A 25,682-nucleotide genomic window follows, 5' to 3' on the forward strand; every position below is an offset into this window, starting at 1 on the left:
AGTTTCTCTCTAACGCGGCGACATTTTACGGTGACCGAAAACGGCCATCAGAATACCGAAGCCCGCCAGCAGGGTCACGCTGGATGTCCCACCGAAACTGATCAGTGGTAGCGGCACTCCGACAATCGGCAACAGTCCACTGACCATGCCGACATTGACAAACACATACACGAAAAAGGTCAGCACGATACTGCCTCCGGCAAGACGGCCGAAGGTATCGGGCGCCTGTGCTGCCATGTAGAGCCCGCGCCAGATCAGGAGCAGATAGACGCTCAGCAGCACCATCATGCCGATCAGCCCGAACTCCTCGCCCAGCACGGCGACGATGAAGTCAGTATGGCGCTCGGGCAGGAACTCCAGCTGCGACTGGGTACCCTGCATCCAGCCCTTGCCCCACAAGCCTCCCGAGCCGATGGCCGTCTTCGACTGGATGATGTTCCAGCCGGTCCCCAGCGGATCGCTTTCGGGATTGAGAAAGGTCATCACCCGCTGGCGCTGATAGTCATGCATGTTGAACCACAAAAGCGGCATGACCGCGGCGACCATCAGGGCACAGATCCCCACCACACGCCATGACAGGCCCGCCAGCAGGATCACGAACACGGCCGAGGCAGCAACCAGCAGGGAAGTCCCCAGGTCCGGCTGATCGGCGATCAGCCCCACCGGAATGACGATCAGCAGCACACAGAAGATCAGATCCATCCAGCTCGGCGGCAGCTGACGCCGGGCCAGATAGCTGGCCAGCATCATCGGCATGACCAGCTTCATCAGCTCCGAGGGCTGGAAACGGAACAGCCCCGGGATCTCCAGCCAGCGCTGGGCACCCATGGCATGGCTACCGATCAGATCCACCGCCAGCAGCATCAGGGTCACGGCCAGGTACAGCAGCCATGCCAGACGCATCATCAGTCGTGGCGGGATCTGGGCAATGCACAGCATCACCGCAACGGCCAGCAGCAGACGCAGCGCCTGCCCCTTGACCAGCACCATCGACTCCCCGCCCGCGCTGTAGAGCACCATCAGTCCACCGGCCATGATGACCAGCAGCATGAGCAGCAGCCATGGATCAATGTTCAGCGTGGCCCAGTTGAAGCGCTGATAGCGGCGGCGCGAACGTCGAATCCAGCGGGACCAGGTTTCCTTCATCTCATACCTCAGTCATGCACGTCCTGCGTGGATTCCCGAACGGGCTGATCGAGCAGTCCCGGCTTGTCCTTCCTTTTGAGCCGGGGCAGCAGCCAGTGATCGAGCAGCTTGCGGACTACCGGCCCGGCATTCTTGCTGCCCCAGCCGGCATTCTCGACCACGACCGCCACTGCGATCTGCGGGTTCTCGACCGGTGCGAAGGCGGAAAACAGTGCATGATCGCGCAGGTGTTCCTTGAGCTCTTCGGCGTTGTATTTCTGATCGTTGTTGAGCGTAAAGACCTGCGCGGTGCCCGACTTGGCCGCCATGGTGTATTCGCGACCGGGCCCGGTCGCCTCGGTCTTGTTGGCGACATCCTGCATGGCGTCGATGATCAGGTTCCACCACTCGGGATTCTCGAGCTCGATATCCGGTGGCGTATCGGGAAACGGCGGCTCGATGTCACGATCCCCGATCCTTTTGGCCAGATGTGGCCGTACCCACTCGCCCCGGTTGGCCAGCACCGACATGGCATTGGCCATCTGCAGCGGTGTTGCCAGCCAGTAGCCCTGGCCGATCCCTGCCGACAGGGTTTCGCCGGGATACCAGACCTTGTCGTAGCGGGCACGTTTCCACTCCCGGGACGGCATCAGGCCGTCGCCGGCCCCCCAGACATCGAGGGTATGATCCTCACCGAAGCCGAACTTGTGCATGAAGGGGGCAATGCGGTCGATGCCAAGCTCATGGGCCAGGTGGTAGAAGTAGGTGTCGTTGGACACCACGATCGCCCTGTGCATGTCCACCCGACCGTGCCCCCAGCGCAGCCAGTTGTGATACCGGCGATCGCCGTTGGGCAGCTTGTAGTAGCCCGGATCATAGATGGTGTCCGAAGGCCTGACGGCCCCCGTCTCGAGACCATCCAGCGCCATGTAGGGCTTGACCGTTGATGCCGGCGGATACTGGCCACGGGCGGCCCGGTTGTAGAGCGGCAGGTCGGTATCCTGCTGCAGTGCCTGGTAGGCCTTGCTGCTGATGCCGTTGACGAACTGGTTGGTGTCATACCCCGGCGTCGAGACCATCGCCAGGATATCGCCGTTGCGCGGATCGATGGCGACGATGGCGCCCCGCTTGCCCTTGAGCAGCCTGGCGCCGAAGGCCTGCAGATCCTTGTCGATGGTCAGGGTCAGATCCTTGCCGGGCTGCGGCGGGGTACGGCTGATTTCCCGCAGGATGCGCCCCCGGGCATTGGTTTCCACCCGGCGCACGCCGGCATTCCCGTGCAGTTCCTGTTCGTAAAAGCGCTCGATGCCGGTCTTGCCGATGTAATGGGTACCGGCATAGTTACCGCTGTCGATGCGCTTTTCATCCTCCTGGCTGATACGCCCGACATAGCCCAGCACATGCGCCATGATCCGGCTGTCGGGGTAGTAGCGCATCAGCTGGGCCTCGACCTCGACGCCCGGCAGTCGGTACCGATTGACGGCAATGCGCGCGATCTGGTCCTCGGTCAGATCACTCAGCAGCAGTGCCGGCTCGAATGGGCGCTGACGCTGACGTGAACGCTTCTGCAGGGTGTCATACATGTCATCCGGCAGGGCCAGGATCCGGATCAGGCGCTCGAGGGTCTGATTGACGTTATCGGCCTGTTCGCGCACCAGGGTGAGGTTGTAGGTCGGCCGATTCTCGGCCAGCACCTGGTGATTGCGATCGTAGATCAACCCCCGATTGGGCGGCAGCGGCTCGACCCGGATGCGGTTGTTATCCGAACGGGTGATGAAGACATCGTGCTCGAAGATCTGCAGGTAGACGAGCCGTCCGACCAGGGTCCCCATCAGCAGCAGCACGATCAGCGCCGCCAGCAGGCTGCGTCGGCGAAAGACCGCGAGCTCACGCTCGGTATTGCGCAACGAAGAGTGTGGACGACGCATGAACTAGCGATGAACCGGAAGGAAAGAGGAGATGACTGCAGTCGGCATGACAACGATCAATAGCGGCTCGAGCATTAGACACAATCGCCTGACTGAAGGATGAAACCGGTTCCCGGGGCGCACCTGTACACGGGCCGTTGATCGAGTAATCACCGGCTCCGACCCTGCCATGTCGGCCCCGCCGCTGCCTCAGCGGTGATAGGGATGCCCCACCAGCAGCGTCCAGGCCCGATAGAGCTGCTCGGCCAGCACGATCCTGACCAGCGGATGCGGCAGGGTCAGGGCCGACAGCGACCAGCGCTCTGCCGCCTTCGCCAGACAGCGTTCATCCAGGCCATCCGGCCCGCCGACCAGCAGCGCTACATCACGCCCGCCATGGCGCCACTCATCGAGCCGCCCGGCGAGCCGTTCCGTGCTCCACTGCCGGCCTGCCACGTCCAGCGCTACCACATGATCATCCCGGCCCAGGCGGGAGAGCATGCGCTCCCCCTCGTGCGCCACGGCACGGGCAGGATGATCGCTGCCGCGCCGGTTACCGGGCGCTATCTCGATGATCTCCAGTGCCATGTCTCGCGGCAGACGCTTGCGATATTCGGCAACGCCCTGCTCGACCCAGCCCGGCATCTTCTGACCGACAGCCAGAACACGCAGCCTCATTGCGGTGCCGGGCTTGCGCCTTCGCGTACCACATCACTGGGCAGCTCGGTCCAGAGCCGCTCGAGATCGTAAAGCTTGCGGGTCTCGGGCATCATGACATGGACCACCACATCGCCGAGATCCACCAGCACCCACTCCTGGCTGCCCTCGACTCCCAGCGGTCTGACACCGCTCTTCTTGGCATGTTCCACCACGTTGTCCGCCAGCGCGCCAACGTGGCGACTCGATGTACCGCTGACCACCACCATCACGTCGGTGACACTGGTCAGCCCGGCAACGTCAAGTTCGGCAATCTCGCGCCCGCGGAGTTCCTCGAGCGCCTCGATTACCAGCGATGAGAGTGCTTCTGTCTGCATAGCTCCTCATGGATGTAGTCACGCAGTCGGCATTGTACCGATGCATGGCGGTTTCGGCACTGATGTTTTGCCCTTCCCCGCGGTCGAATCGGCTCTCGGGCGCCTGCCCCTCACTGGCTGTCGGGACCGTAAAGCTGATGATCGCGGATATAGCGCTCTACCCCTGCCGGAAGCAGATAACGCACACTCGTACCAACAGCAAGCCGTCGGCGAATTTCGGTGGCCGAAATCGCCATGGCCGTGGGCAGCTCCAGATACATCATCCGCCCGTGCGCGTGCGCCATCAGCGATGGGATATCACTGACCTCGCGCCCGCGGATCAGCGCCTCGAGCGCCGGATCGTCCGGGCGCTGATGCTCGGGACGCCCGATGACGACAATGTGTGCCTGATCAAAGAGCGCTGCCGGCGCATGCCATTCGGGTAACAGCCGAAAGGCGTCCAGTCCCAGCACCATGATCAGCCGGGCCTGCTCGCCATACTCGATACGCAGTGATTCGAGCGTCTGCAGCGACCATGACGGACCATCACGACGCATTTCGCGATCATCGGCCGTCAGTCCCGGAGTGTCACCGATACCGGCCGCCACCATGGCCAGCCGATCGCTTGAAGCCACGCCCGGCGCCTCGCGATGCGGCGGCAGGTGGCTGGGGATGAGATGGAGGCGATCCAGCGCCAGCACTTCCCCGAGCTCGACCGCTGCCCGCAGATGACCGAGATGTATGGGATCGAAGGTACCGCCCAGCATGGCAACCCGTGGCGGCCCCGTTTCATCGCCTGTTTCAGTGCCGGACATGGCCATCGCCGATCACGATGTATTTCCGGGTAGTCAGCCCCTCCAGCCCCACCGGACCGCGCACATGCAGCCGGTTGGTCGAGATGCCGATCTCCGCGCCCAGGCCGTACTCGGCACCATCGGCAAAGCAGGTAGCCGCGTTGACCATCACCGAACTGGAGTCAACCGCCGCCATGAAGCGGCGGATATTGCCCTGATGCTGGCTGACAATGGCATCGGTGTGATGGGAGCCGTAGTGATTGATGTGATCGATCGCGCTCTGCAACCCATCCACCACGCGAATCGACAGGATCGGGGCCAGATACTCGCTCGACCAGTCGCTCTCCTCGGCAATACCGGCCTCGATCAGCTGCCGGGTGCGGTCGCAGCCGCGCAGTTCAACGCCCTGCTCGCCCAGCCGACGCGCCATCTCCGGCAGGAAGTCGGCGGCCACTGCCTCATCCACCAGCAGGGTTTCCATGGCCCCGCAGATGCCGTAGCGGTAGCACTTGGCATTGAGCGCAATCTCACGGGCCTGGTCGAGATCGGCATGGCGATCGACATGCACGTGACAGATGCCTTCCAGATGCTTGATGACCGGCACGGTCGCACCGGCACTGATGCGCTCGATCAGCGACCGGCCACCTCGCGGGATGATGACATCGACATGCTCATCCATGCGGATGAGCGCACCGACCGCTTCCCGGTCACTGGTGCCCACACGCTGTACGCACGCCTCCGGCAGACCGGCCTGCACCAGTCCGGCCCGGATGCACTCGGCAATCGCCGTGTTGGAGTGCACCGCCTCCGAGCCGCCGCGCAGGATGGCGGCATTGCCCGACTTCAGACAGAGCGCGGCGGCATCGATGGTGACGTTGGGACGGGACTCGTAGATGATCCCGATCACCCCCAGCGGCACACGCATCTGTCCGATCTGCAGGCCGTTGGGACGGGTACGCAGGCTATCGATCTCGCCGACCGGGTCCTGCAGGGCAGCCACCGTTTCCAGGCCGGTGATCATGGCGTCGATGCGCCGATCATCCAGCTGCAGACGATCGACCAGCGCTGCCGAAAGGCCCTCCTGCCGGGCATGTTCGAGGTCACGCGCATTGGCCGAACGCAACTGTTCACGCTGCTGTTCGAGCTGGGCCGCCATGGCTCGCAGGGCGGCATTCTTCTCCTCGGCAGTGGCTTCACGCAGGATGGCCGCTGCACGGCGGGCCTGCTGACCCAGACGGGTCACATGCGCGGCAACATCCTCGCACCGCTCGCTGTCGGCAATGGTCCGGGTCTCGGCTGAAGACGCCATCTGGCGCACTCTCCCGTGGGCAGATACATGGAACCGTCGGAGCGGCGTATAGACGAACGGGTACCGTCGGTCGGGGCGGTCACCTATACTGGCTGCCCCCGGCGACCTGCAACGCGCTCGGCAGGCCGTTCGCCGACTGTCCGGCGGCGCAATGGTACTGCCTGTCACTATACGGCAGTCGCCTGACCCGATACAAAGTCGCCGGCCGAACCCCCATCGTTCGCCCTTCCGCTCATGGAGTCCCGGATGTCGCCCGTTGACTGGATCACCCAGCTGAGCCACAGTCCGCTGCTGCTGATTCTGGCCGTGGCCGTGACCGCCTTTGCCGAATCCCTGGCGCTGGTGGGGCTGCTGGTCCCGGGCGTGATCATGCTGACGGCAGCCGCCTCGCTGGCGGGCCACGACCAGGTATCGATCACGGCACTGCTGATCAGCGGCTTTATCGGCGCGGTACTCGGCGATGGCATCAGCTACTGGCTGGGTCACAGATACCGCGAGCGCATCGTGCAGTGGTGGCCGTTCACACGGCATCCGGAACTGATCGAGCGCGGTCGAGCCTTTTTCGAACGTTACGGCAGCCTCTCCATCATCTTCGGCCGTTTCGTCGGGCCGGTCAGACCGGTCATTCCGCTGGTCGCCGGCATGATGGCGATGCCCTGGCGGCGCTTCATGCTGGTCAATGCGCTGTCGGCCGCCGCCTGGTCACCCGCCTATCTGCTGCCCGGTTACTTCCTGGGGCGCAGCTGGCAGGAGCATTTCGATCTGCCGATGCACAGCGAACACTGGCTGAGCGTGCTGCTGCTGATCGTGATCGTGGCCGGCCTGCTGTTCTCATGGCTGCGACGCCGACTCGATCGGGACAGCCGCTTCTACCGGCTGCTGCTGCGTCAGGCACGACGCCACCAGCCGCTGCGCTGGCTGTGGCTGCGTCTGCGTCACGACCATCTGCATGGCGAAGTGCCGCTGGCCTCGGTCGCCATGCTGCTCACCACGGCCATCGGCTTCGTGACCTGGACCCTGCTGGCCACGGGGCTGCAGCAGCCGCTGCTGATGGATGTACAGGTCCAGTCCATCTTCCAGCTTGTCCAGCACCCCTGGCTGACCCGGCTGGCCGTGATCTGTGCGCGCATCGGTGACGCCTATGGCACCCTGGCACTGCTGCTGCCCTGGCTGCTCTGGCTGCTGGCAGGGCGCTATCGTGCCGCCCTGTTTCACTGGCTGGTGGGGCTGGGGCTGCTGTCGATCGGCAACACCCTGCTCAAGCAACTGATCGGCCGCACTCGCCCGGACGCCCCGGAGTATCTGGCCCACTCCTTCTCCTACCCCAGTGCCCACGCCTCGACGGCAGTCCTGGTCGCCGGCCTGGCCAGCGCCTTCTGGGCCGAATCGCTATCGCTCAAGCGGCGCCACTGGCCCTATCTGCTGGCAGTGCTGTGGGTCACCGTGATCGGCATGTCACGGCTGGTCTTCGGCGTCCACTGGAGCAGCGACATCATCGGCGGCATTCTGTTCGGGCTGACGCTCTGCGCGGGATTGCGCATCAGCTATCACGCCAGCACCCACAAGGTAGTGACCGGCGCTCCCTGGCTGATGCTGGGGATGGCCTCGCTGGTCCTGGTCGGCGCGCGCATCCTCTGGCTGCCGCCCTTCTAGCAGCGCCCGGCTGCCATGTCAGCCGGGCAACCCTCATGACAGCGGAGCGTCGGCACGCTGCATGAGCGCCTCGAGCAGGCGCTCGTGCAGCCCGTCAAAGCTGCCGTTGCTCATGATCACGATGCGATCCCCGGGCTCGGCATCGCTGACCAGCGCATTGATCAGCGCATCGATGCCGTCGAAGACCGCCGAAGGAGGACGACAGGCCTCGGAGACCTCGTGCACCGACCAGCTCAGATTGGGGGGCTGATACCAGTAAACCCGATCGGCAGTGGCAACGCTCTCCGGCAGGCGAGTCTTCATGGCACCCAGTCGCATGGTATTGGAACGGGGCTCGATGACCGCCAGCAGTCGCCCGCTCCCCGCCAGCGAACGCAGCCCGGTCAGGGTGAAAGCAATGGCGGTGGGATGATGGGCAAAATCGTCGATGACCTCGATGCCATTGACCACGCCGCGCAGCTCCTGACGCCGCCGCGGCGAGGCAAATTCGGCCAGCGCCCGGCCGGCGGCTGACACACTGACGCCCTGGGTTTCGGCCGCGACTATCGCCGCCATGGCATTGGCCAGATTATGCTCACCGCTCAGCGACCATTCGATGGCAACCGGCGCGTGATCGCGATGATGCAGGGTAAACCGGCGCGTCTCGCCCGGCTCATGGCTGACCTGCCAGTCACCCTGTCGTTCACCGACGACACCACCGAACCGGGTCACCGGCGTCCAGCAGCCCTGCGCCAGCACCCGCTCCAGCGCCGGCTCAGCGGCATTGACGATCAACGCCCCCCGTCCCGGCACGGTACGCACCAGGTGATGAAACTGGCGCTCGATGGCCGCCAGGTCGTCGAAGATATCGGCGTGATCGAATTCGAGATTATTGAGTACGGCCACGTCCGGTCGGTAGTGCACGAACTTGGAGCGCTTGTCGAAGAAGGCCGTGTCGTACTCGTCGGCCTCGATGACAAAGGGAGCGCCCGCGCCGCCCAGCCGGGCCGAAACACCGAAATTGCGTGGCACGCCACCGATCAGAAAGCCCGGTGCAAGACCGGCATGCTCGAGCAGCCAGGCCAGCATGCTGGCGGTGGTCGTCTTGCCATGGGTACCTGCCACGGCCAGTACCGGCCGCCGTGTCAGCACGTGCTCCTGCAGCCACTGCGGGCCGGAGGTATACGGCAGATGGCGATCCAGCACCGCCTCGACCTCGGCATTGCCGCGCGACAGGGCGTTGCCGATGATGACCAGATCGGGCGCCGGCTCGAGATTGGCGGGCGCATACCCGTCCATCAGGGCGATCCCCTGCGCTTCAAGCTGGGTACTCATCGGGGGATAGACACCGGCATCCGAGCCTGTCACCCGATGCCCGAGTTCGCGTGCCAGCAGCGCCAGACTCCCCATGAAGGTGCCGCAGATGCCGAGGATATGAATATGCATGCCACTCTCTGTATGAAATCAGCCAACCGGCCGGAGCTTACCAGAAGGCGACAGCCACGAACGAACATCATTCGACGCCGGCCCGCCATCCATCGGGGAGCCACGCCGATGCCCGGATCGGCCTGGCAGCCACAGGAGCGCGGCCTCACCCTGTAGCCGGCAGCGACATCCTGTCGCACCCGGTCCGGGAGTCGACTATGCTGCCCGGGCGGCGAGCGGCTTCGCCGTCGCGAGCTTCATCCGCCCGCCGGATGGAGCATCATCGGCCGTTACCAGAACGGCTACTGTCGAGAGAGCTCCGATAACGAAGCAGGAATTCCATGACTGCCTATAATGCCTTCTACGCGCAATCCGGCGGTGTCTCGGCCGTCATCAATGCCAGCGCCTGTGGCGTGATCGAAACCTGCCGCCGGCATGACGATCGGATCGGGCGTGTCTACGCCGGCCGCAACGGTATCATCGGCGCCCTCACCGAGGACCTGATCGACACCACCCCGGAGAGCGATGAAGCCATCGCCGCGCTGCGCCATACCCCGGGCGGCGCCTTCGGCTCCTGTCGCTACAAGCTCAAGGATATCGAAAGCCACCGGCGTCAGTACGAGCGTCTGATCGAGGTCTTCAAGGCCCACGATATCCGCTACTTCTTCTACAACGGCGGCGGCGACAGTGCCGATACCTGTCTCAAGGTTTCCCAGCTTGCCGAGCACATGAACTATCCGATCCAGGCCATTCATGTTGCCAAGACCGTCGACAATGACCTGCCGGTGACCGACAACTCCCCCGGTTTCGGATCGGTTGCCAAGTACATTGCCACTTCCGTGCGTGAAACCGCCCTGGATGTGGCCTCGATGTGCTCGACCTCCACGAAGGTCTTCATCCTGGAAGCCATGGGGCGCCACGCCGGCTGGATTGCCGCGGCCGGGGCGCTGGCCAGCGAGGACAACGACGGACCGCCCCACATCATCCTGCTGCCGGAAGTCCCCTTCGACCGCAAGCGCCTGATGGCACGCATCGACGAGACCGTGAAGCGCTGCGGCTACTGCGTGATCGTGGTCTCCGAGGGAACCCGCTACGAGGATGGCACCTTCCTGTCCGATGCCGGCAACACCGATGCCTTCGGTCACCGCCAGCTCGGTGGCGTGGCGCCCACGCTCGCCGGCATGGTCAAGCAGGATCTGGGGCTGAAGTATCACTGGGCCGTCGCCGACTATCTGCAGCGCGCAGCGCGTCACATTGCCTCCCGGGTCGATGTCGAACAGGCCTATGCCGTCGGCCAGCGCGCCGTGGAGTGCGCGCTCGAGGGGCAGAATGCGGTGATGCCGGCCATCCGCCGCGACAGTGAATCCCCCTACCGCTGGTCACTGTTCGATGCGCCGCTGAGCGAGATCGCCAATCAGGAGAAGTTCATGCCGCGGGAGTTCATCCGCGAGGACGGCTTCGGCATCAATGAGCTCGGGCGGCGCTATCTGCGACCGCTGATCCAGGGCGAGGATTTTCCACCATTCGAAAACGGGCTGCCGAAGATGGCGCAGCTGGCACTGCGTCCGGTCGAACGCCGGCTGCCCGAATTCGAACTGTAGGCAGTCGTCGGCCGGTTCGGCCCGCCGGGCCGGACCGGGTCAGTGCAGCCACCAGGAAAGTACCAGCAACAGCAGCAGCACACCCGCCACCATCTGCCAGAGCTTGGCGGGCTCGCGCCAGACCGGACGCTTCTCCCTCTCCTCTTGCTCGGTGGCAACGGCTGCCACGTCGGCTTTCCGATCCCCGCCCCGGGGTTCCTGACGCAGCGCATGCACGAATTCCGACAGGCGCCGATAGCGCAGTGCGCGCTGCGGCGAAAGCGCCCGCTCCAGCGCACTGTCCAGCGCCTCGGGAATCGCCGGATCATAGCTGCGAATGCTGCGATACCGCAGCTGCGAGAGCTCGGCAGGCTGACGCAGCGATGTCATCGGATAGTCATAGGGCAGCGCACCTGACAGCAGCCAGTAGATGGTCGAGGCGAGCGAAAACTGATCGCTGCGCCGGCTGACCTGCCCCTCCAGGGCATACTCCGGCGCGCTGTGCACGCTGAGCCCCACCTCGCGTGCCAGCCGCACGGCCTCTCCGTGCTCTTCGTCCTCACGCCGTGAGCAGGCGCCGAAATCGATCAGCACCACCTGCTCATGCGGGTCGAGCATGACATTTTCCGGGCGAATGGCCTGGTGCAGCAGCTCGCGGCGATGCAGCGAGTGCACGGCCTTGGCGAGCTGACGCGCAATATCCAGCCGCTGCTCGAGCCCCGCCGCGGCATGGGTCTTCAGCCACTGATCCAGAGTCACACCCCCGACATCGCGCATCAGATAGTAGAGATAGCGTCGCGGCCGGGGCGGGTCGACCACCTTGACCACGAACGGTGATCTGACCCGACTGGCAACCCAGTGCTGCAGCATGAAATGCTCCAGGTAGGCGTTGCGCTGTGACAGCTCCGGGCTGGGAGCCTTCATGATCAGACGTGTGCCGTGCTCGCCATCACGCACCCGATAGACCCGCGCCTTGGCGTTGCGCGACAGCACCGCCTCCACCTCGTAACCATCGAGCCGATCGCCCGGCTCCATTTCCGAGGGGATCGGCAGGGTGTCATAACGCTGAAAGCTCGGCTCGCCCTTCGCCTCCGGCAGCCGATCCACCCGCACCAGCTGAAAGCAGAAGGCCTCGGCGCCGTAGCCCCGATCCAGCGCCCGCTCGCTGGCAAAATGGGCCAGCCGCTCACAGGCAGCATCGAGATCGCTGGCATTGCGACGGATCAGCTGGACATAGTCCGAGGGCAGCAGCGTGCCCCGCACGGCCTGGGTGGTGAAGAGAAAGATATCGCCCTGCTTGAGCGGCATGCTCAGATAGTCGATATCGATGCTGCCATCCATGCCCAGCGCCCGGGAGGGGTAGCGATAGCCGCCGAGATCGGTGACATGATCACGCGAGAGCTGCTCGAACTCCGCGCCGCGCAGCCGGAACACCAGCGTGTCGCCCATGTGGAAGAGATGGGCCTCTTCCCCGCGGAACACCACCGCCGACAACGAGCTGACATAGCTGCCCCCGGTCACGAAACGGCTCTGGCTGAAGCACCAACCGTTGAGGGCCCGCAACACCCGGGTAGCGGATGTCTTGACGTCCCAGTGCTCGGGAGTGGAAAAGTAATCCGCCAGAAAGCCGCGCACCGAGAGATCGCCCGCCTGGCGGGCAATGGCATTGCGCCAGGTGGAATCGGCGATCACCGCGCAACCGCCCTTGGCCGCCAGCTGCACCGATTGTTCCGGAACCTGAACCGCCATCGAGGAGCGATGATGGCGCTGATCGGGTGCAACAAAGGCGTGGCCGAAGCTCAGCGATAGTTCATTCTCCACGTAACCCCCTGTCATACCGCGTCCACTGTCTCCCTGCGCACTATGCGCAGATGGCGATCGTTCCGGACCCGTATTGGTAATCGCACAACCCAGTTCGTATAATTCCGGGGATTCTCGCCCTTAAGACCATCAACCCGCAATGCAAGGACTCAATCAATGAGTTTCGACAGGCTCCCTGCCGGCAAGGATATCCCCGATGATCTGTACATCGCGATCGAGATCCCTGCCAACCATACGCCGATCAAGTACGAGATCGACAAGGAACTGGATGCCGTGATGGTCGATCGCTTCATGGCGACTCCCATGTTCTATCCGGCCAACTACGGTTTCATCTCCAACACCCTGGCAGATGACGGCGATCCACTGGATGCCCTGGTCGTGACCCCCTATCCGGTACAGGCCGGCTCGGTGATCCGGGCGCGTCCGGTGGGTATCCTCAACATGAGCGATGAAGCCGGTGAGGATGCCAAGCTGATCTGTGTGCCGCATCGCAAGCTGACCAGCCTCTATGACAGTGTCGAGGAGATCACCGATCTGCCCGAGCTGCTGCGCCAGCAGATCGCCCACTTCTTCGAGAACTACAAGGATCTCGAGAAGGGCAAGTGGGTCAAGGTCGACTCCTGGGACAACGCCGACGCTGCCCGCCGCGCCGTCGAGAAGGCCGTTCGCGCCTGGGAGCAGGAACAGCAGCAGTAATCCGGCTGCTGCCGGTCGACAGTGGCCAGCCCTGCCTCCCTTCTGCGCCCGGCCTCGCCGGGCGCAGCTTTATCCAGCCCGCTCCGCGCTCTCGTCAAGCGCCATCGGGACGGCTATCCTGCCGCCTGATTCACTGCCGGAGCTCACGATGCCTCGTCCCGTTTGGGTCCTGCTTGTTCTGCTCGGCTGGATGCTGCTCCTGCCTGCCATGGCTGAACCAACGGCATCATCGACCTTTCCCGATAGTACCTCATCCCCGGCGTCCGGTCGCTGGTTCGACGGTACATCACCGAATGACCTGCTGCCTGCCGAGCGGGCCTTCAAGAGTCATGTCTGGCGCAGCAATGGCCAGGTTCATGCCGGCCTGCAGAGTGCCGAGGGCTACTACCTCTATCGCCACAGCCTCGCCCTGCACAGCGCCACGCCGGGACTCCTGCTCGGCTCCTTGCAGATGCCCGCCGGCGAGCACAGGCAGGATGAGTGGATGGGCGAGGTGCAGGTTTTCCACGACCGTGTGACAGTCAGCGCCCCGCTCAGCACCGTGGCCGATGTCGACCCGCGGCTGCTTGATGTTCGACTGGAGTTCCAGGGCTGCGCCGAATCACGTCTCTGTTACCCGCCCCGGCAGCGCCAGCTGGCGGTTTCCGCCCGCCAGCCGCCAGCTGGTTTCACCCCTCCCGACACCTTCAATGCAGCACCATCCGGCGAGCGTTCCACTGCCACTTCGGATCCGGCTGCCTCCATCCCCGACCCGGCCACCGGCAACGGGCATTATACCGACCTGCTTGCACAGGCTTCGCTGCCCTGGCTGCTGGGCCTGTTTCTGCTGGCGGGACTCGGCCTGACCTTTACTCCCTGTGTGCTGCCGATGCTGCCGATCGTCACTACCCTGGTCGTGGGACAGCACGCCCGGCGCAGCCGGGCACTGGTGCTGTCGCTCGGCTATGTCGCGGGCATGGCCGCCACCTATGCGCTGGCAGGCACCCTGACCGGGCTGTTCGGCGCCGGGCTCAACCTGCAGGCACGCCTGCAGTCTCCCTGGGTGCTGGGCAGCGTTGCCCTGCTGTTCGTACTGCTGGCGCTCTGGCTGACGGAGTGGGTTCGCCTGCCCGCGCTGCCCGGCAACCGGCTGCGTCAGGGCCTCGAGGCCCTTCAGCACCGACTGCAGCAGGCCGGCCTCGGCGGCGCCATGCTGGCCGGCGCACTCTCCACGCTGGTGGTTTCGCCCTGCATCTCGGCGCCCCTGGCCGGTGCCATGGTCTACATCTCGACGACCGGCAATGCCCTGCAGGGCGGGCTGGCGCTGCTGGCACTGGGGCTGGGCATGGGCATTCCACTGATACTGGTTGCCACGCTCGGCGCCGGCTGGCTGCCCCGCAGCGGCCCCTGGCTGCACAGCGTACGCCTGGCCTTTGCCCTGCTGCTGCTGGCCCTGGCGCTCTGGCTGATCCAGCGTCTGCTGCCGCCACCGGTCACCGTGCTGCTCTGGGGCGCCCTGGCGCTCTGCATCGGCGTGGGGCTCGGCGCCCTGCGCCTCGACACCCCGGCCGGCTGGCCGCGCCTGCGTCAGGCCCTCGCCCTGGTCGCCACGGTCTGGGGCATTGCCTGCATCATTGGCGCAGCCCGGGGTACAAGCGATCCGCTGCAACCACTGGGAGCGACGGAAACATCCGCTCCAGCCGGGGCCTTACACCATGCCAGCGAGCCGCAGTTCACCACGGTCACCTCTCCCGACGAGTTGCAGGCCGCTCTGCAGCGTGCGGCCGAGCGCGGCCGGCCGGCACTGGTGGACATCTACGCCGACTGGTGCATCAGTTGTCGCAAGATGGAACGGGATGTCTTCCCCGCTGCCACCCTGGCCGAGCGGCTCGACCGCTTCACCCTGATCCGGGCCGATGTCACCGCATCGCCCGGGCAGGCCATCCTGCGCAATCGCGACCTTTTCGGCCCACCGGCCGTGCTGTTCTTCTCGCCGAACAGCGATGGTGCGCCAACAGAGCAGCGCGCCCTGCGCAGCCAGGGAGAGATCGGCATCGAAGAGCTGGGCCGGCTGCTCGATAGCGCTCTGGCGAACGCGACCTCCCGGCACTCCCTGTCCGAACGGCAGTGACATGGGGGTCGCAAAACGGTGTTCGTCATGCGCTGGACAGCACAGTTTTTTTTCGGCAAACTCCGCCGACATCGTACCCGGACGGCAACGTCCCTGATTGTGACGTGATCTTGTCGCTGAAAGGGCAGGTTAACAGCGTCTCTCATGCCCGCGATCACGGCGCCCATCACGGCCATCGCTGCCCGTCCGGATTCGGGTTCCCCCGCGGGACCGGGTCGACCAATCACTTATTCAGCGGAACAACGACATGGACATTCGCAAGGTCAAGAAACTGATCGAGCTGCTGGAAGAGTCCAACATCAGCGAAATCGAGATTCAGGAAGGCGAGGAGTCCGTGCGGATCAGCCGCAATCTGCTCGGTCAGGGATCAGCGCCCCAGCAGCCGATGGGCTACTATCCGCAGCCCCAGGCACCGCAGGCCGCACCTCAGCAGGGGGCAGCCCCCACTGCGCCCGCCGAGGAGGCACCAGCCGAGACACCGACCGGCAACAGTGTCAACTCGCCCATGGTCGGCACCTTCTATCGCGCTCCGGCACCCGGCGCCAAGCCCTTCATCGAGGTCGGCCAGCGCGTTCGCAAGGGTGACACCATCTGTATCGTCGAAGCGATGAAGATGATGAACCAGATCGAAGCCGATCATGACGGTGTGATCGAATCCATTCTGGTCGAGGACGGCGAACCGGTCGAATTCGATCAGCCGATGATCATCATTGCCTGACGGAATGTGACCATGCTGGAAAAGGTACTCATCGCCAATCGCGGCGAGATTGCACTGCGCATCCTGCGTGCCTGCAAGGAACTGGGCATCCGCACGGTAGCCGCCCACTCCAAGGTCGACCGTGACCTGATTCATGTCCGTCTGGCCGATGAAGCCGTCTGTATCGGCCCGACGCCTTCACCGGGTTCCTATCTCAATATCCCGGCGCTGATCTCGGCTGCCGAGGTCACCGACTCGACCGCCATCCATCCCGGTTACGGCTTCCTTTCGGAGAATGCCAATTTCGCCGAACAGGTCGAGCGTTCCGGTTTTGTCTTCGTCGGCCCGACGGCGGACGTGATCCGCATGATGGGTGACAAGGTCTCGGCGATCGAAGCCATGAAGCAGGCCGGTGTCCCCACGGTGCCCGGCTCGAACGGCCCGCTGCCGGACAATGACGACGAGGTGGTGGCCATCGCCCGGCGCATCGGTTTCCCGGTCATGATCAAGGCAGCCGCCGGTGGCGGTGGTCGGGGCATGCGCGTGGTGCGCGACGAGACGCAGCTGGTCTCCTCGGTCGCCATTACCCGCTCGGAAGCCAACGCGGCCTTCGGCAGCGACGTCGTCTACATGGAGAAATATCTCGAACGGCCGCGCCATATCGAGGTCCAGGTACTCGCCGACGGCCAGGGCAATGCGATCCATCTGTATGACCGCGACTGCTCGCTGCAGCGTCGTCATCAGAAGGTGCTCGAGGAAGCCCCGGCACCGCATGTCAACGAGGAGTCACGCCAGCGGGTGCTGCAGGCGTGTGTCGATGCCTGCATCGAAATCGGTTACCGCGGCGCCGGCACCTTCGAGTTTCTCTACGAAGACGGCGAGTACTTCTTCATCGAGATGAATACCCGCGTGCAGGTCGAGCATCCGGTTACCGAGATGGTCACCGGCGTGGATATCGTCAAGGAGCAGCTCAAGATCGCCTCCGGCATGCCGCTGTCGATCCGGCAGGAAGACGTGACCGTGCTCGGCCACGCCTTCGAATGCCGCATCAATGCCGAGGATGCCCGCACATTCATGCCCTCTCCCGGTCGCATCGAGTTCTATCACGCCCCTGGCGGTCTGGGCGTACGCATGGACTCGCACATGTACACCGGCTATACCGTGCCGCCCAGCTATGACTCGCTGATCGGCAAGCTGATCACCTGGGGCGAGCATCGCGAGAGTGCCCTGACGCGCATGCGCAACGCACTGGATGAACTGCTGGTGGAAGGCATCAAGACCAACACCGACCTGCACAAGGACCTGGTCCGCGATCCGGCCTTCCGGGAAGGTGGCGTCAACATCCACTATCTTGAGCACAAGCTCGGCCTCGAATAACCCCCGGGGCACATCACGATCGATGACGGAGGCGATTCATTCGCCTCCGTTTTCGTTTCCTCCCTTACACCGCCGACAGCAACGGGATACCACCATGGCCTGGCTGCAACTCAAGGCACATGTCTCACCGGACAATGCCGAACTGCTCGAGGAACTGCTGACCGCCGAGGGGGCCAGCGCCATCACCCTGGAAGATGCCGTCGATGATCCGGTATTCGAGCCCGAGCGCGGTACCACGCCCCTGTGGCAGCAGACCGTGCTGACCGGGCTGTACGATGATCTCGAGGACGTCCAGGCAATGATCGAGCGCGTGGCCCGTGGCTGGGCCGAGCAGGCCGCCGAAGAGCCCTGCCCCGAGATCGAATACGATGTGCTCGAGGATCGCGACTGGAGCCGCGAGTGGATGGAGGGCTTCGAGCCGTTGCAGATGGGCCGGCGACTGTGGATCGTCCCCAGCTGGCAGGAGGCTCCCGACCCGGAAGGCGTCAATCTGCTGCTCGACCCCGGCCTGGCCTTCGGTACCGGCACCCATCCGACCACGGCACTCTGTCTGCGCTGGCTCGATGAACTCGCCGATCAGGGCGCTCTGACCGGCGCCGAGATCATGGATATCGGCTGCGGCTCGGGCATTCTGGCCATTGCCGCACTGAGGCTGGGCGCGCGCCATGCCATCGGCACCGACATCGACCCCCAGGCGCTGCAGGCCAGTCGCGATAATGCCCGGCGCAACGAGATCGAGGACGATGACTTCGATCTCTACCTGCCCGAACAGGCGCCCGACAGCGCGCACGGCGTGGTGATCGCCAACATCCTGGCCATGCCGCTGATCGAGCTGGCCGATACCATCGCCGGCAGCGTGGCGCCCGGCGGCCGCATTGCCCTGTCCGGCATTCTCGTCCATCAGGCCGAAAGCGTGCTGGAAGCCTATCGCGAGCGCGGGCTGATCATGCATGAGCCCACCGAGCAGGAAGGGTGGATACGTCTGGACGGCTACCGACCGGCCTGACACCCTGCGCCATGGCAAACGCCGACACCATGTCACCGACGGTTGCCATGCGGGCATGGAATTATCCATCAATGGTTCTTCAAGAAGCGCTGCCGTGCCGTTATCATGTGCATCCTCTTCCCGCAAAGCCCGACTTCATGACTCAGCCTCTGCCTCGCATCGGTCAGCATGAGCTGTCCGGTCGTGCCATTCTGGCCCCCATGGCCGGGGTCACCGATCGCCCCTTCCGGCAGCTCTGCCGAAGGCTGGGTGCGGCGCTGGTGGTGTCGGAAATGGTCACGGCCGACAAGCGGCTGTGGCATACACCGAAGTCGCGGCTGCGGCTGGATCATCGCGGCGAACACGGACCGCGCAGTGTACAGATCGCCGGCGGTGATGCCGCCATGCTGGCCGAGGCGGCACATATCAATGCCGACCATGGCGCCGACATCATCGACATCAACATGGGCTGTCCGGCCAAGAAGGTTTGCAACAAGGCCGCAGGGTCGGCGCTGATGCGCGACGAATCGCTGGTCGCGGAGATTCTCGCGGCAGTCGTGGCCGCCGTCGATGTACCGGTCACCCTGAAGATACGCACCGGCTGGTGTGAAAACAGCCGCAATGCGCTGACCATTGCCCGGCTGGCCGAGGAGCATGGTATCGCGGCGCTGGCCGTGCACGGCCGCACCCGCGAGCAGCGCTACAGCGGCAGCGCCGAATACGACACCATTGCCGAAATCAAGTCGCAGCTGAGCATCCCGGTCTTTGCCAACGGGGATATCGATCACCCCGAGCGGGCCCGTGAGGTACTGGATTATACCGGGGCCGATGCCCTGCTGATCGGTCGTGGCGCTCAGGGCAACCCCTGGATCTTCCGCGAAATCGAGCACTACCTGCGCACCGGCCACCACCTGGCACCCCCGGATGACGAAGAGCGTCTCGGCGTCATGAGCACGCATCTCGACGCACTTCACGAACACTATGGCGAATACATGGGCGTTCGCATCGCCCGCAAGCACATCGGCTGGTACCTGGCGGCCGGCGTGCATGATGATGCGCTGCGCCAGGCCTTCAACGGGCTGACCAAACCAGACGAGCAGCACCGGTTTCTCGCCCGGTTATTCGCCGGTACGCAGGGACGTGCCGCAACCAAGGGAACTCGTGCAGCATGACCACTGAATATGCCCTGACCCCCAACGATCGGATGCGACAGGAGTCATCGGCGTCGGCGCCCGAAGCGCAGACCCTGCGTGAAGCCGTGGAGCGCGCCATGACCCGCTATTTCGATCATCTCGACGGCGAAACCGTCACCGACCTGTATCCGATGGTACTGGCCGAGGTCGAAGCGCCCCTGCTGCGCTCCGTCATGGCTTATACCAACGGCAACCAGACCCAGGCGTCCAGCATGCTGGGCCTCAACCGTGGCACCCTGCGCAAGAAGCTCAAGCAGTACGACCTGATCTGAGCCGGGCGGCCCGAACGGTCTGCTCCTCCGGAGTACCGCTCTACCCGCCCGGGCCACGCATGACACCCTTCCGACCACCCCGAACAACGGATTCACGCCATGGCCGATGCCTCTTCCGTTTCCGCCACGACTCCCGTACGTCGCGCCCTGCTCAGCGTTTCAGACAAGACCGGCATCGTCGAATTCGCTCGCGCCCTGTCCGAGCGAGGCGTCGAGCTGCTCTCCACCGGTGGTACCTTCCGGCTGCTGCGGGACAGCGGCATTGCCGTCACCGAAGTCTCCGATCACACCGGCTTTCCGGAGATCATGGATGGGCGCGTCAAGACGCTGCATCCCCGCATTCATGGCGGCATTCTCGGCCGGCGCGGCGAGGATGACGCGGTCATGAGCGAGCACGACATCCCGCCGATCGACATGGTGGTAGTCAATCTCTACCCCTTCGAGGCCACTGTTGCCCGCCCCGGATGCAGCCTCGAGGAAGCCATCGAGAACATCGATATCGGCGGCCCCACCATGGTGCGGGCGTGCGCCAAGAACCATGCCCATACCACCGTGGTGGTGGATGCTGCCGATCACGCCCGCGTGCTGGAGAGCATGGAGGCTCACGCCGGAAGCGTCGACGCCACGCTGCGTTTCGATCTCGCGGTGCGCGCCTTCGAGCACACTGCCGGCTATGACGCCGCGATCGCCCGCTACCTGGGACGCCGGGTGGAAGAAGACGACATGCCGCGTACCTGGAGCACCCAGTACTACAAGCGCCAGAGCATGCGCTACGGCGAGAACCCGCATCAGCAGGCGGCCTTCTATGTCGATCGCGAGGCACCGGAAGCCTGTGTTGCCACCGCCGAGCAGCTGCAGGGCAAGGCGCTCTCCTACAACAACGTGGCCGATACCGATGCCGCGCTCGAATGCGTCAAGAGCTTCGATGATGCCGCCTGTGTCATCGTCAAGCATGCCAACCCCTGCGGCGTCGGCGTCAGCGCCGAGGGCAGCATCGCTCAGGCCTATGAGCTGGCCTTTGCCACCGACAGCGAATCCGCCTTCGGCGGCATCATCGCCTTCAATCGTGAACTCGATGGCGAGACTGCGGCCCGGATTGTCGAGCGTCAGTTCGTCGAGGTCATCATTGCCCCGCAGGTCAGTCAGGCGGCCCGTGACGCCGTGGCCGCGAAGAAGAACGTGCGCCTGCTGGCATGCGGCGAGTGGCCCGCCGAGCGGACCCCGGATGTCGATTACAAGCGGGTCACTGGCGGATTGCTGGTCCAGAGCCGCGATATCGGTACCATCCGGCGCGAGGAGCTGCAGGTGGTAACCGAACGCGCCCCGAGCGAGCAGGAGCTCGATGATCTGCTGTTCGCCTGGCGGGTTGCCAAGTTCGTCAAGTCCAACGCCATTGTCTACGCCCGCAACGGCCAGACCGTGGGCGTCGGCGCCGGCCAGATGAGCCGGATCAATTCGGCGCGCATCGCCGCCATCAAGGCCGATCAGGCCGGCCTCGAGGTACGCGGCTCGGTCATGGCCTCGGATGCCTTCTTCCCCTTTCGGGACGGCATCGACAACGCCGCGGCGGCCGGTATTACCGCCGTCATTCAGCCGGGCGGGTCGATGCGCGACGAGGAAGTCATCACGGCTGCCAACGAGACCGGCATGACCATGGTCTTCACCGGCATGCGTCACTTCCGCCACTGAGCGGCGAATGACGCCCCAGCTGTCGGTCCCGCTACGGGGTAGCGGGGCCGCGGCGTGATGCCTGATCCATCAACCGACGGAAGTTGTCCTGCGCCACTGCGCGCGATGTGCTGCCATCCAGCTCATCCAGAAAGGGCCGGAAGCCATCCATTACCCTGCCCAGCGGGCCGAAATGGCCGACCAGATCGCTGCCCAGCATGAAGCGTGTCGGGTAGCGCTCGACCAGTGCCACCCACGTTTCCCGCGCTTCCCCCCGGCCATCCAGCAGATAGGGGTGCAGCACACTCCAGGAGAGATCGACATACAGGTTGGGGTAGCGCTCGAGCAGCCGCGCCACGGTTGCGTTCAGCCATGCCAGCTTCCCATGGCGCTGATTGAGCACTTCGCTGGTGCCGGCATGCGCCCAGATGAAGGTGGTATCGGGGTTGGCGGCGATGGCCCGCTCGAGCTCCGGCAGATAGCGGGGCTCGGCGGCATCGACCGGGGCAACATTGCTGTGCAGCAGCACCGGCAGATGACGCCGCCCGGCCAGCGCGTAGACGGCCATCAGCGCCGGATGATCGGCCCGGGCGGTTTCGCCTTCGGTGAGACGGCTGAGTTCGTCATGACGGGTCAGGATTTCTCCGATACCGCGCCAGAGTCCGGGATAGAGCGACAGCAGCCGGGCAATGCGCTCACTGGCATGCCGATCGGTGGGATTGAAGCCGGAAATGAAGGGGTAAAAGCGCTCGCGAACCTCGGGCGAGGCCCGGGAGAGCTCCGCTGCCAGCCGATAATCGGTGGCCGAGTACCAGTACAGCGCCGGCGTGTCTCCTTCCAGCGCCCGGGGCGGATGCTGAAACTGCGTTGACCACTTGCGGGTCACCGCCAGCCCCATCAGCTGTGCCTGCGCCACCCCGGCACGATCCATCGCCTCGACCAGTGCTTCCAGCCCCTCGCTGCGCTGAACAAAGTCCACATAGTGCAGGTGGCTGTCGACATAACCCGGCTCGGAAGCGGCGGCCCGGGTATCGGCTGACCACACCCCGGCCAGGCAGCCGGCCATCATCAGTATCCCCGACATTCGCTTCGCGCCAGTACCACCCTGCTTCAGCTGCCACCACCCCATGACGCCCCCCGGCTCCGGATTCGATGCTGGCATCATACACCACGCAAAAGCGGCGACACTGAAGTGTCGCCGCTGATGATCATCGAGCCGGGCAGCCGGTCAAGGCCGTAATGATCAGGCGTGCAGGCGGGGATGCCGCTCCGGCGATGTGCGAATCCGGGGACAGAGCTCACAGGGCTGCTCGGCGCTGCAGGCAGTAGCAGCAGGCTCCTGCGCGGTCACCGGATGCAGCAGCCGTCGCCACAGTGCGCTGTTGGCGAGCACGGCCACGGCATGCACCGCAGGTGCTACCAGCGATACCAGACCGCTGATCCACGGATCACGCGTGAGGGCAAACGTGATGCCGAAGGCAAGGGCAAATTGAATGATCCCCAGATTCATGCGATTGATCATGAGTGCCTCCCGTGAATGACCACCAGCGTGATTGAACCGACGACTGCCTTATCAACCTGATCACAGTCTATTAAGGGATGGTGTCATTTGCAACCCCGGTTAACTCAATACACGCACGTTGCCTTTCACAACCGCAGACAGCTCTCGGTCTGCCCGTTGCAGGCATCTCTCGTCGCTGCCACACACGCATCGTCCCGGCATCAAAAAAGGGAGGCCCCGAAGGACCTCCCTGCTACAAGCACTGCCGACGCTGTCGGCGCCGGCTTCAGGTATCGATGTTCATGCAGAGATACTTGGTCTCCATGAACTCTTCGAGCCCGTACTTCGAGCCCTCGCGGCCCAGCCCGGACTCCTTCATGCCCCCGAAGGGCGCAGCGGCATTGGAAACCAGCCCTTCGTTGATGCCGACAATGCCGTATTCGAGCGCTTCCGCTACCCGCCAGGTGCGGCCCAGATCACGCGTATAGAAATACGCCGCCAGCCCGAACTCGGTATCGTTGGCCATGCGGATACCCTCCTCCTCGCTTTCGAAGGAGAACACCGCGGCCAGCGGGCCGAAGGTTTCCTCGTGGGCAACCTTCATGTCGGGACGCGCCCCGTTGATCAGCGTGGGCTGGAAGAAGCGGCCACCCAGCTGCTGATGCTGCCGGCCACCGATCATCAGCTCGGCGCCCTTCGACAGTGCATCCTCGACGTGATCGGTCACCTTCTCGACCGCGGCATCATTGATCAGCGGGCCGATATTGACCCCTTCCTGCATGCCATCGCCGACCACCAGATCGGTATTCATCGCGGCCGCCAGCTTCTCGCAGAAGGCGTTGACCACGCCGGATTGCACCAGGAACCGGTTGGTGCAGACACAGGTCTGACCGGCATTGCGGAACTTGGCTGCCATGGCGCCGGCGACGGCAGCATCCAGATCGGCATCCTCGAACACCATGAACGGCGCGTTACCGCCCAGCTCGAGCGATACCTTCTGGATATGCTCGGATGCCTGACTCATCAGCTGACGCCCCACCGGCGTGGAACCGGTGAAGGTGATCTTGCGCACCAGCGTGGAGTGCGTCAGCGTCTCACCGATCTCACGGGGATCACCCGGCAGCACGTTGAAGACGCCGCGCGGCACCCCGGCCTGCTCGGCCAGGGCCGCCAGTGCCGTGGCCGACAGCGGCGTCTGCTCGGCCGGCTTGACCACGAAGGTGCAGCCTGCCGCCAGCGCCGCCGCCGCCTTGCGGGTAATCATCGAGGAGGGAAAGTTCCACGGCGTGATGGCGCCCACTACCCCGACCGGCTGCTTGGTGACCAGAATGCGCTGATCGCGCTTGGCTCCGGGGATCGTGTCGCCATAGGTACGGCGTGCCTCCTCGGCGAACCAGCGCATGAAGCTGGCGGCATAGGCAATCTCGCCCTCGGCTTCCTTGACCGGCTTGCCCTGCTCGAGCGTCATCAGCCGGCCGAGATCGCTCTTGTGCTCGAGCATCAGCTCGTACCACTTCATCAGGATATCGGCGCGCTCCAGCGCGGTGCGCGATCGCCAGTCGGCAAAGGCCGCGTGAGCCGCCTCGATGGCCCGCTCGGTCTCGGCGCGGCCGAGACGGGGCACCTGCGCGATGACCTCACCGGTCGCCGGATTATCAACGTCGATCTGCTCGCCGCTGTCGGCAGCGACCCAGTTGCCGTCGATATAGGCAAAGGGGCGATAGAGATTCTGGTCGGATAGCATGTCCATGCGGCTCTCCCTGTCCAATGATGTCTGCCGGAGCCAGCCGGCAGTTCCCTGAAGGATGGCGACTGATCCGGCGCTCTGCCAGTTGATGATGCCTCGCTGAAACACCGGCCGAAAGCATTCTGCGGCTAACGATCAAGGTACCGGTCAGGCCGGCATCGAGGGGCCCTCAGGCCTGCCGGCCGGCCAGGTTGAGAAACTCGTTGCGGGTCGCCTGGTGCTCGCGAAAGTCACCCAGCATCACCGAGGTCTTCATGCTGGAGTTCTGTTTTTCGACCCCGCGCATCATCATGCACAGATGCCGCGCCTCGATGATCACCCCCACGCCGCGGGCATCGGTGGCCTCGACGATGGCATCGGCGATCTGCCGGGTCAGCTCCTCCTGAATCTGCAGGCGGCGCGCATACATGTCGACGATCCGGGCAAACTTCGAAAGCCCCAGCACCTTGCCGTTGGGGAGATAACCGATATGGCACTTGCCGATGAACGGCAGCATGTGGTGCTCGCACATCGAATAGAGCTCGATGTCCTTGATCAGCACCATCTCGTCACTCGATGAGGTAAAGACGGCGCCATTGACCACGTCATCCAGCGACTGCTGATAGCCGTGGGTCAGAAAGCTCATTGCCTTTGCGGCCCGCATTGGCGTTTCGCGCAGCCCCTCGCGGTCGGGGTCTTCCCCCAGGCCTTCGATGATGGCGCGATAGTGCTGCGAGAGTTTTTCGCTCATGCCCGATTCCTGTTACTGAAAGCGCCGGATGACGGCCTCGGACTTCATGGTCCGGCAACCATCCGGCGAAAAGCGTCGATTCTAACCCGATCGCCGGGCG

Annotated in this window: 22 protein-coding genes; 10 read left to right on the plus strand and 12 right to left on the minus strand. The window is 64.4% G+C overall.

The features are described from left to right. Positions 1-9: 9 nt before the first annotated feature. The 6 genes from rodA to C7446_RS06750 all read right to left on the minus strand — a co-directional run bounded on the left by rodA (position 10) and on the right by C7446_RS06750 (position 6,148). Complete coding sequence (gene rodA / locus C7446_RS06725; protein ID WP_121172316.1) at positions 10-1,146, minus strand: rod shape-determining protein RodA; 1,137 nt, start codon at positions 1,144-1,146, stop codon at positions 10-12. Positions 1,147-1,154: 8 nt separating this feature from the next. Continuing rightward, the gene (gene mrdA / locus C7446_RS06730) at positions 1,155-3,053 is read right to left on the minus strand and encodes a penicillin-binding protein 2 (protein ID WP_121172317.1); all 1,899 of its coding nucleotides are present in this window, start codon (positions 3,051-3,053) and stop codon (positions 1,155-1,157) included. A gap of 189 nt (positions 3,054-3,242) precedes the next feature. Beyond that, positions 3,243-3,710, minus strand: a complete 468-nt coding sequence (rlmH, locus tag C7446_RS06735; protein ID WP_121172318.1) for a 23S rRNA (pseudouridine(1915)-N(3))-methyltransferase RlmH — start codon at positions 3,708-3,710, stop codon at positions 3,243-3,245. Continuing rightward, positions 3,707-4,066 carry a ribosome silencing factor gene (gene rsfS / locus C7446_RS06740; RefSeq protein WP_121172319.1) on the minus strand — a complete coding sequence of 120 codons (360 nt, stop codon included), beginning with the start codon at positions 4,064-4,066 and terminating at the stop codon, positions 3,707-3,709. The genes rlmH and rsfS overlap by 4 nt, the downstream gene beginning before the upstream one ends. A gap of 110 nt (positions 4,067-4,176) precedes the next feature. Then, positions 4,177-4,860, minus strand: coding sequence for a nicotinate-nucleotide adenylyltransferase (gene nadD, locus C7446_RS06745; protein WP_245977732.1), 684 nt, complete (start codon positions 4,858-4,860; stop codon positions 4,177-4,179). Then, positions 4,847-6,148, minus strand: a complete 1,302-nt coding sequence (locus C7446_RS06750) for a glutamate-5-semialdehyde dehydrogenase (RefSeq protein ID WP_121172320.1) — start codon at positions 6,146-6,148, stop codon at positions 4,847-4,849. Before C7446_RS06750 ends, nadD begins: the two co-directional genes overlap by 14 nt. Positions 6,149-6,394: 246 nt before the next feature. Between C7446_RS06750 and C7446_RS06755 the strand changes: the two genes are divergently transcribed. Then, positions 6,395-7,801, plus strand: coding sequence for a bifunctional DedA family/phosphatase PAP2 family protein (locus C7446_RS06755; RefSeq protein WP_121172321.1), 1,407 nt, complete (start codon positions 6,395-6,397; stop codon positions 7,799-7,801). A gap of 33 nt (positions 7,802-7,834) precedes the next feature. Here C7446_RS06755 and mpl read toward each other — a convergent pair whose 3' ends face one another. Further along, complete coding sequence (mpl, locus tag C7446_RS06760) at positions 7,835-9,226, minus strand: UDP-N-acetylmuramate:L-alanyl-gamma-D-glutamyl-meso-diaminopimelate ligase (RefSeq protein ID WP_121172322.1); 1,392 nt, start codon at positions 9,224-9,226, stop codon at positions 7,835-7,837. A 320-nt stretch (positions 9,227-9,546) separates the two neighbouring features. On the opposite strand from mpl, the gene C7446_RS06765 reads away from it, so the two are divergent. Beyond that, the gene (locus C7446_RS06765; protein WP_121172323.1) at positions 9,547-10,806 is read left to right on the plus strand and encodes a 6-phosphofructokinase; all 1,260 of its coding nucleotides are present in this window, start codon (positions 9,547-9,549) and stop codon (positions 10,804-10,806) included. Between the two features lie 39 nt (positions 10,807-10,845). Here the strand turns inward: C7446_RS06765 and C7446_RS06770 are convergent, their stop codons facing one another. Then, positions 10,846-12,534 (minus strand): bifunctional protein-serine/threonine kinase/phosphatase, encoded by a 1,689-nt coding sequence (locus tag C7446_RS06770; RefSeq protein ID WP_121172365.1) that lies wholly within the window; start codon positions 12,532-12,534, stop codon positions 10,846-10,848. 228 nt (positions 12,535-12,762) lie between these two features. Between C7446_RS06770 and ppa the strand changes: the two genes are divergently transcribed. The 8 genes from ppa to purH all read left to right on the plus strand — a co-directional run bounded on the left by ppa (position 12,763) and on the right by purH (position 21,625). Continuing rightward, on the plus strand, positions 12,763-13,302 hold the full coding sequence (ppa, locus tag C7446_RS06775) for an inorganic diphosphatase (RefSeq protein ID WP_121172324.1): 540 nt from the start codon (positions 12,763-12,765) through the stop codon (positions 13,300-13,302). Between the two features lie 148 nt (positions 13,303-13,450). Further along, positions 13,451-15,412 (plus strand): protein-disulfide reductase DsbD, encoded by a 1,962-nt coding sequence (dsbD, locus tag C7446_RS06780; protein ID WP_121172325.1) that lies wholly within the window; start codon positions 13,451-13,453, stop codon positions 15,410-15,412. 247 nt (positions 15,413-15,659) lie between these two features. Next, positions 15,660-16,130 carry an acetyl-CoA carboxylase biotin carboxyl carrier protein gene (accB, locus tag C7446_RS06785; RefSeq protein ID WP_121172326.1) on the plus strand — a complete coding sequence of 157 codons (471 nt, stop codon included), beginning with the start codon at positions 15,660-15,662 and terminating at the stop codon, positions 16,128-16,130. Between the two features lie 12 nt (positions 16,131-16,142). After that, positions 16,143-17,486, plus strand: coding sequence for an acetyl-CoA carboxylase biotin carboxylase subunit (accC, locus tag C7446_RS06790; RefSeq protein WP_121172327.1), 1,344 nt, complete (start codon positions 16,143-16,145; stop codon positions 17,484-17,486). Between the two features lie 94 nt (positions 17,487-17,580). Then, on the plus strand, positions 17,581-18,492 hold the full coding sequence (prmA, locus tag C7446_RS06795) for a 50S ribosomal protein L11 methyltransferase (RefSeq protein WP_121172328.1): 912 nt from the start codon (positions 17,581-17,583) through the stop codon (positions 18,490-18,492). A gap of 137 nt (positions 18,493-18,629) precedes the next feature. After that, positions 18,630-19,643: a tRNA dihydrouridine synthase DusB gene (dusB, locus tag C7446_RS06800; RefSeq protein WP_121172329.1), complete on the plus strand. Its 1,014-nt coding sequence runs from the start codon at positions 18,630-18,632 to the stop codon at positions 19,641-19,643. 32 nt (positions 19,644-19,675) lie between these two features. Next, positions 19,676-19,936, plus strand: coding sequence for a DNA-binding transcriptional regulator Fis (gene fis, locus C7446_RS06805; protein WP_425454107.1), 261 nt, complete (start codon positions 19,676-19,678; stop codon positions 19,934-19,936). 99 nt (positions 19,937-20,035) lie between these two features. Next, entirely contained in the window at positions 20,036-21,625 is a 1,590-nt protein-coding gene (gene purH, locus C7446_RS06810) for a bifunctional phosphoribosylaminoimidazolecarboxamide formyltransferase/IMP cyclohydrolase (RefSeq protein WP_121172331.1), read from the plus strand. 31 nt (positions 21,626-21,656) lie between these two features. Here purH and C7446_RS06815 read toward each other — a convergent pair whose 3' ends face one another. From C7446_RS06815 to folE, 4 genes are all read right to left on the minus strand, one after another. After that, on the minus strand, positions 21,657-22,688 hold the full coding sequence (locus C7446_RS06815; RefSeq protein WP_245977734.1) for an amidohydrolase family protein: 1,032 nt from the start codon (positions 22,686-22,688) through the stop codon (positions 21,657-21,659). A gap of 159 nt (positions 22,689-22,847) precedes the next feature. Beyond that, entirely contained in the window at positions 22,848-23,126 is a 279-nt protein-coding gene (locus C7446_RS06820) for a hypothetical protein (protein WP_121172332.1), read from the minus strand. A 265-nt stretch (positions 23,127-23,391) separates the two neighbouring features. Beyond that, positions 23,392-24,855 (minus strand): NAD-dependent succinate-semialdehyde dehydrogenase, encoded by a 1,464-nt coding sequence (locus tag C7446_RS06825; RefSeq protein ID WP_121172333.1) that lies wholly within the window; start codon positions 24,853-24,855, stop codon positions 23,392-23,394. Between the two features lie 166 nt (positions 24,856-25,021). Next, on the minus strand, positions 25,022-25,582 hold the full coding sequence (gene folE, locus C7446_RS06830) for a GTP cyclohydrolase I FolE (protein WP_121172334.1): 561 nt from the start codon (positions 25,580-25,582) through the stop codon (positions 25,022-25,024). Positions 25,583-25,682 lie beyond the last annotated feature (100 nt).

This window comes from Kushneria sinocarnis, assembly GCF_003633775.1.
Lineage (GTDB): Bacteria > Pseudomonadota > Gammaproteobacteria > Pseudomonadales > Halomonadaceae > Kushneria > Kushneria sinocarnis.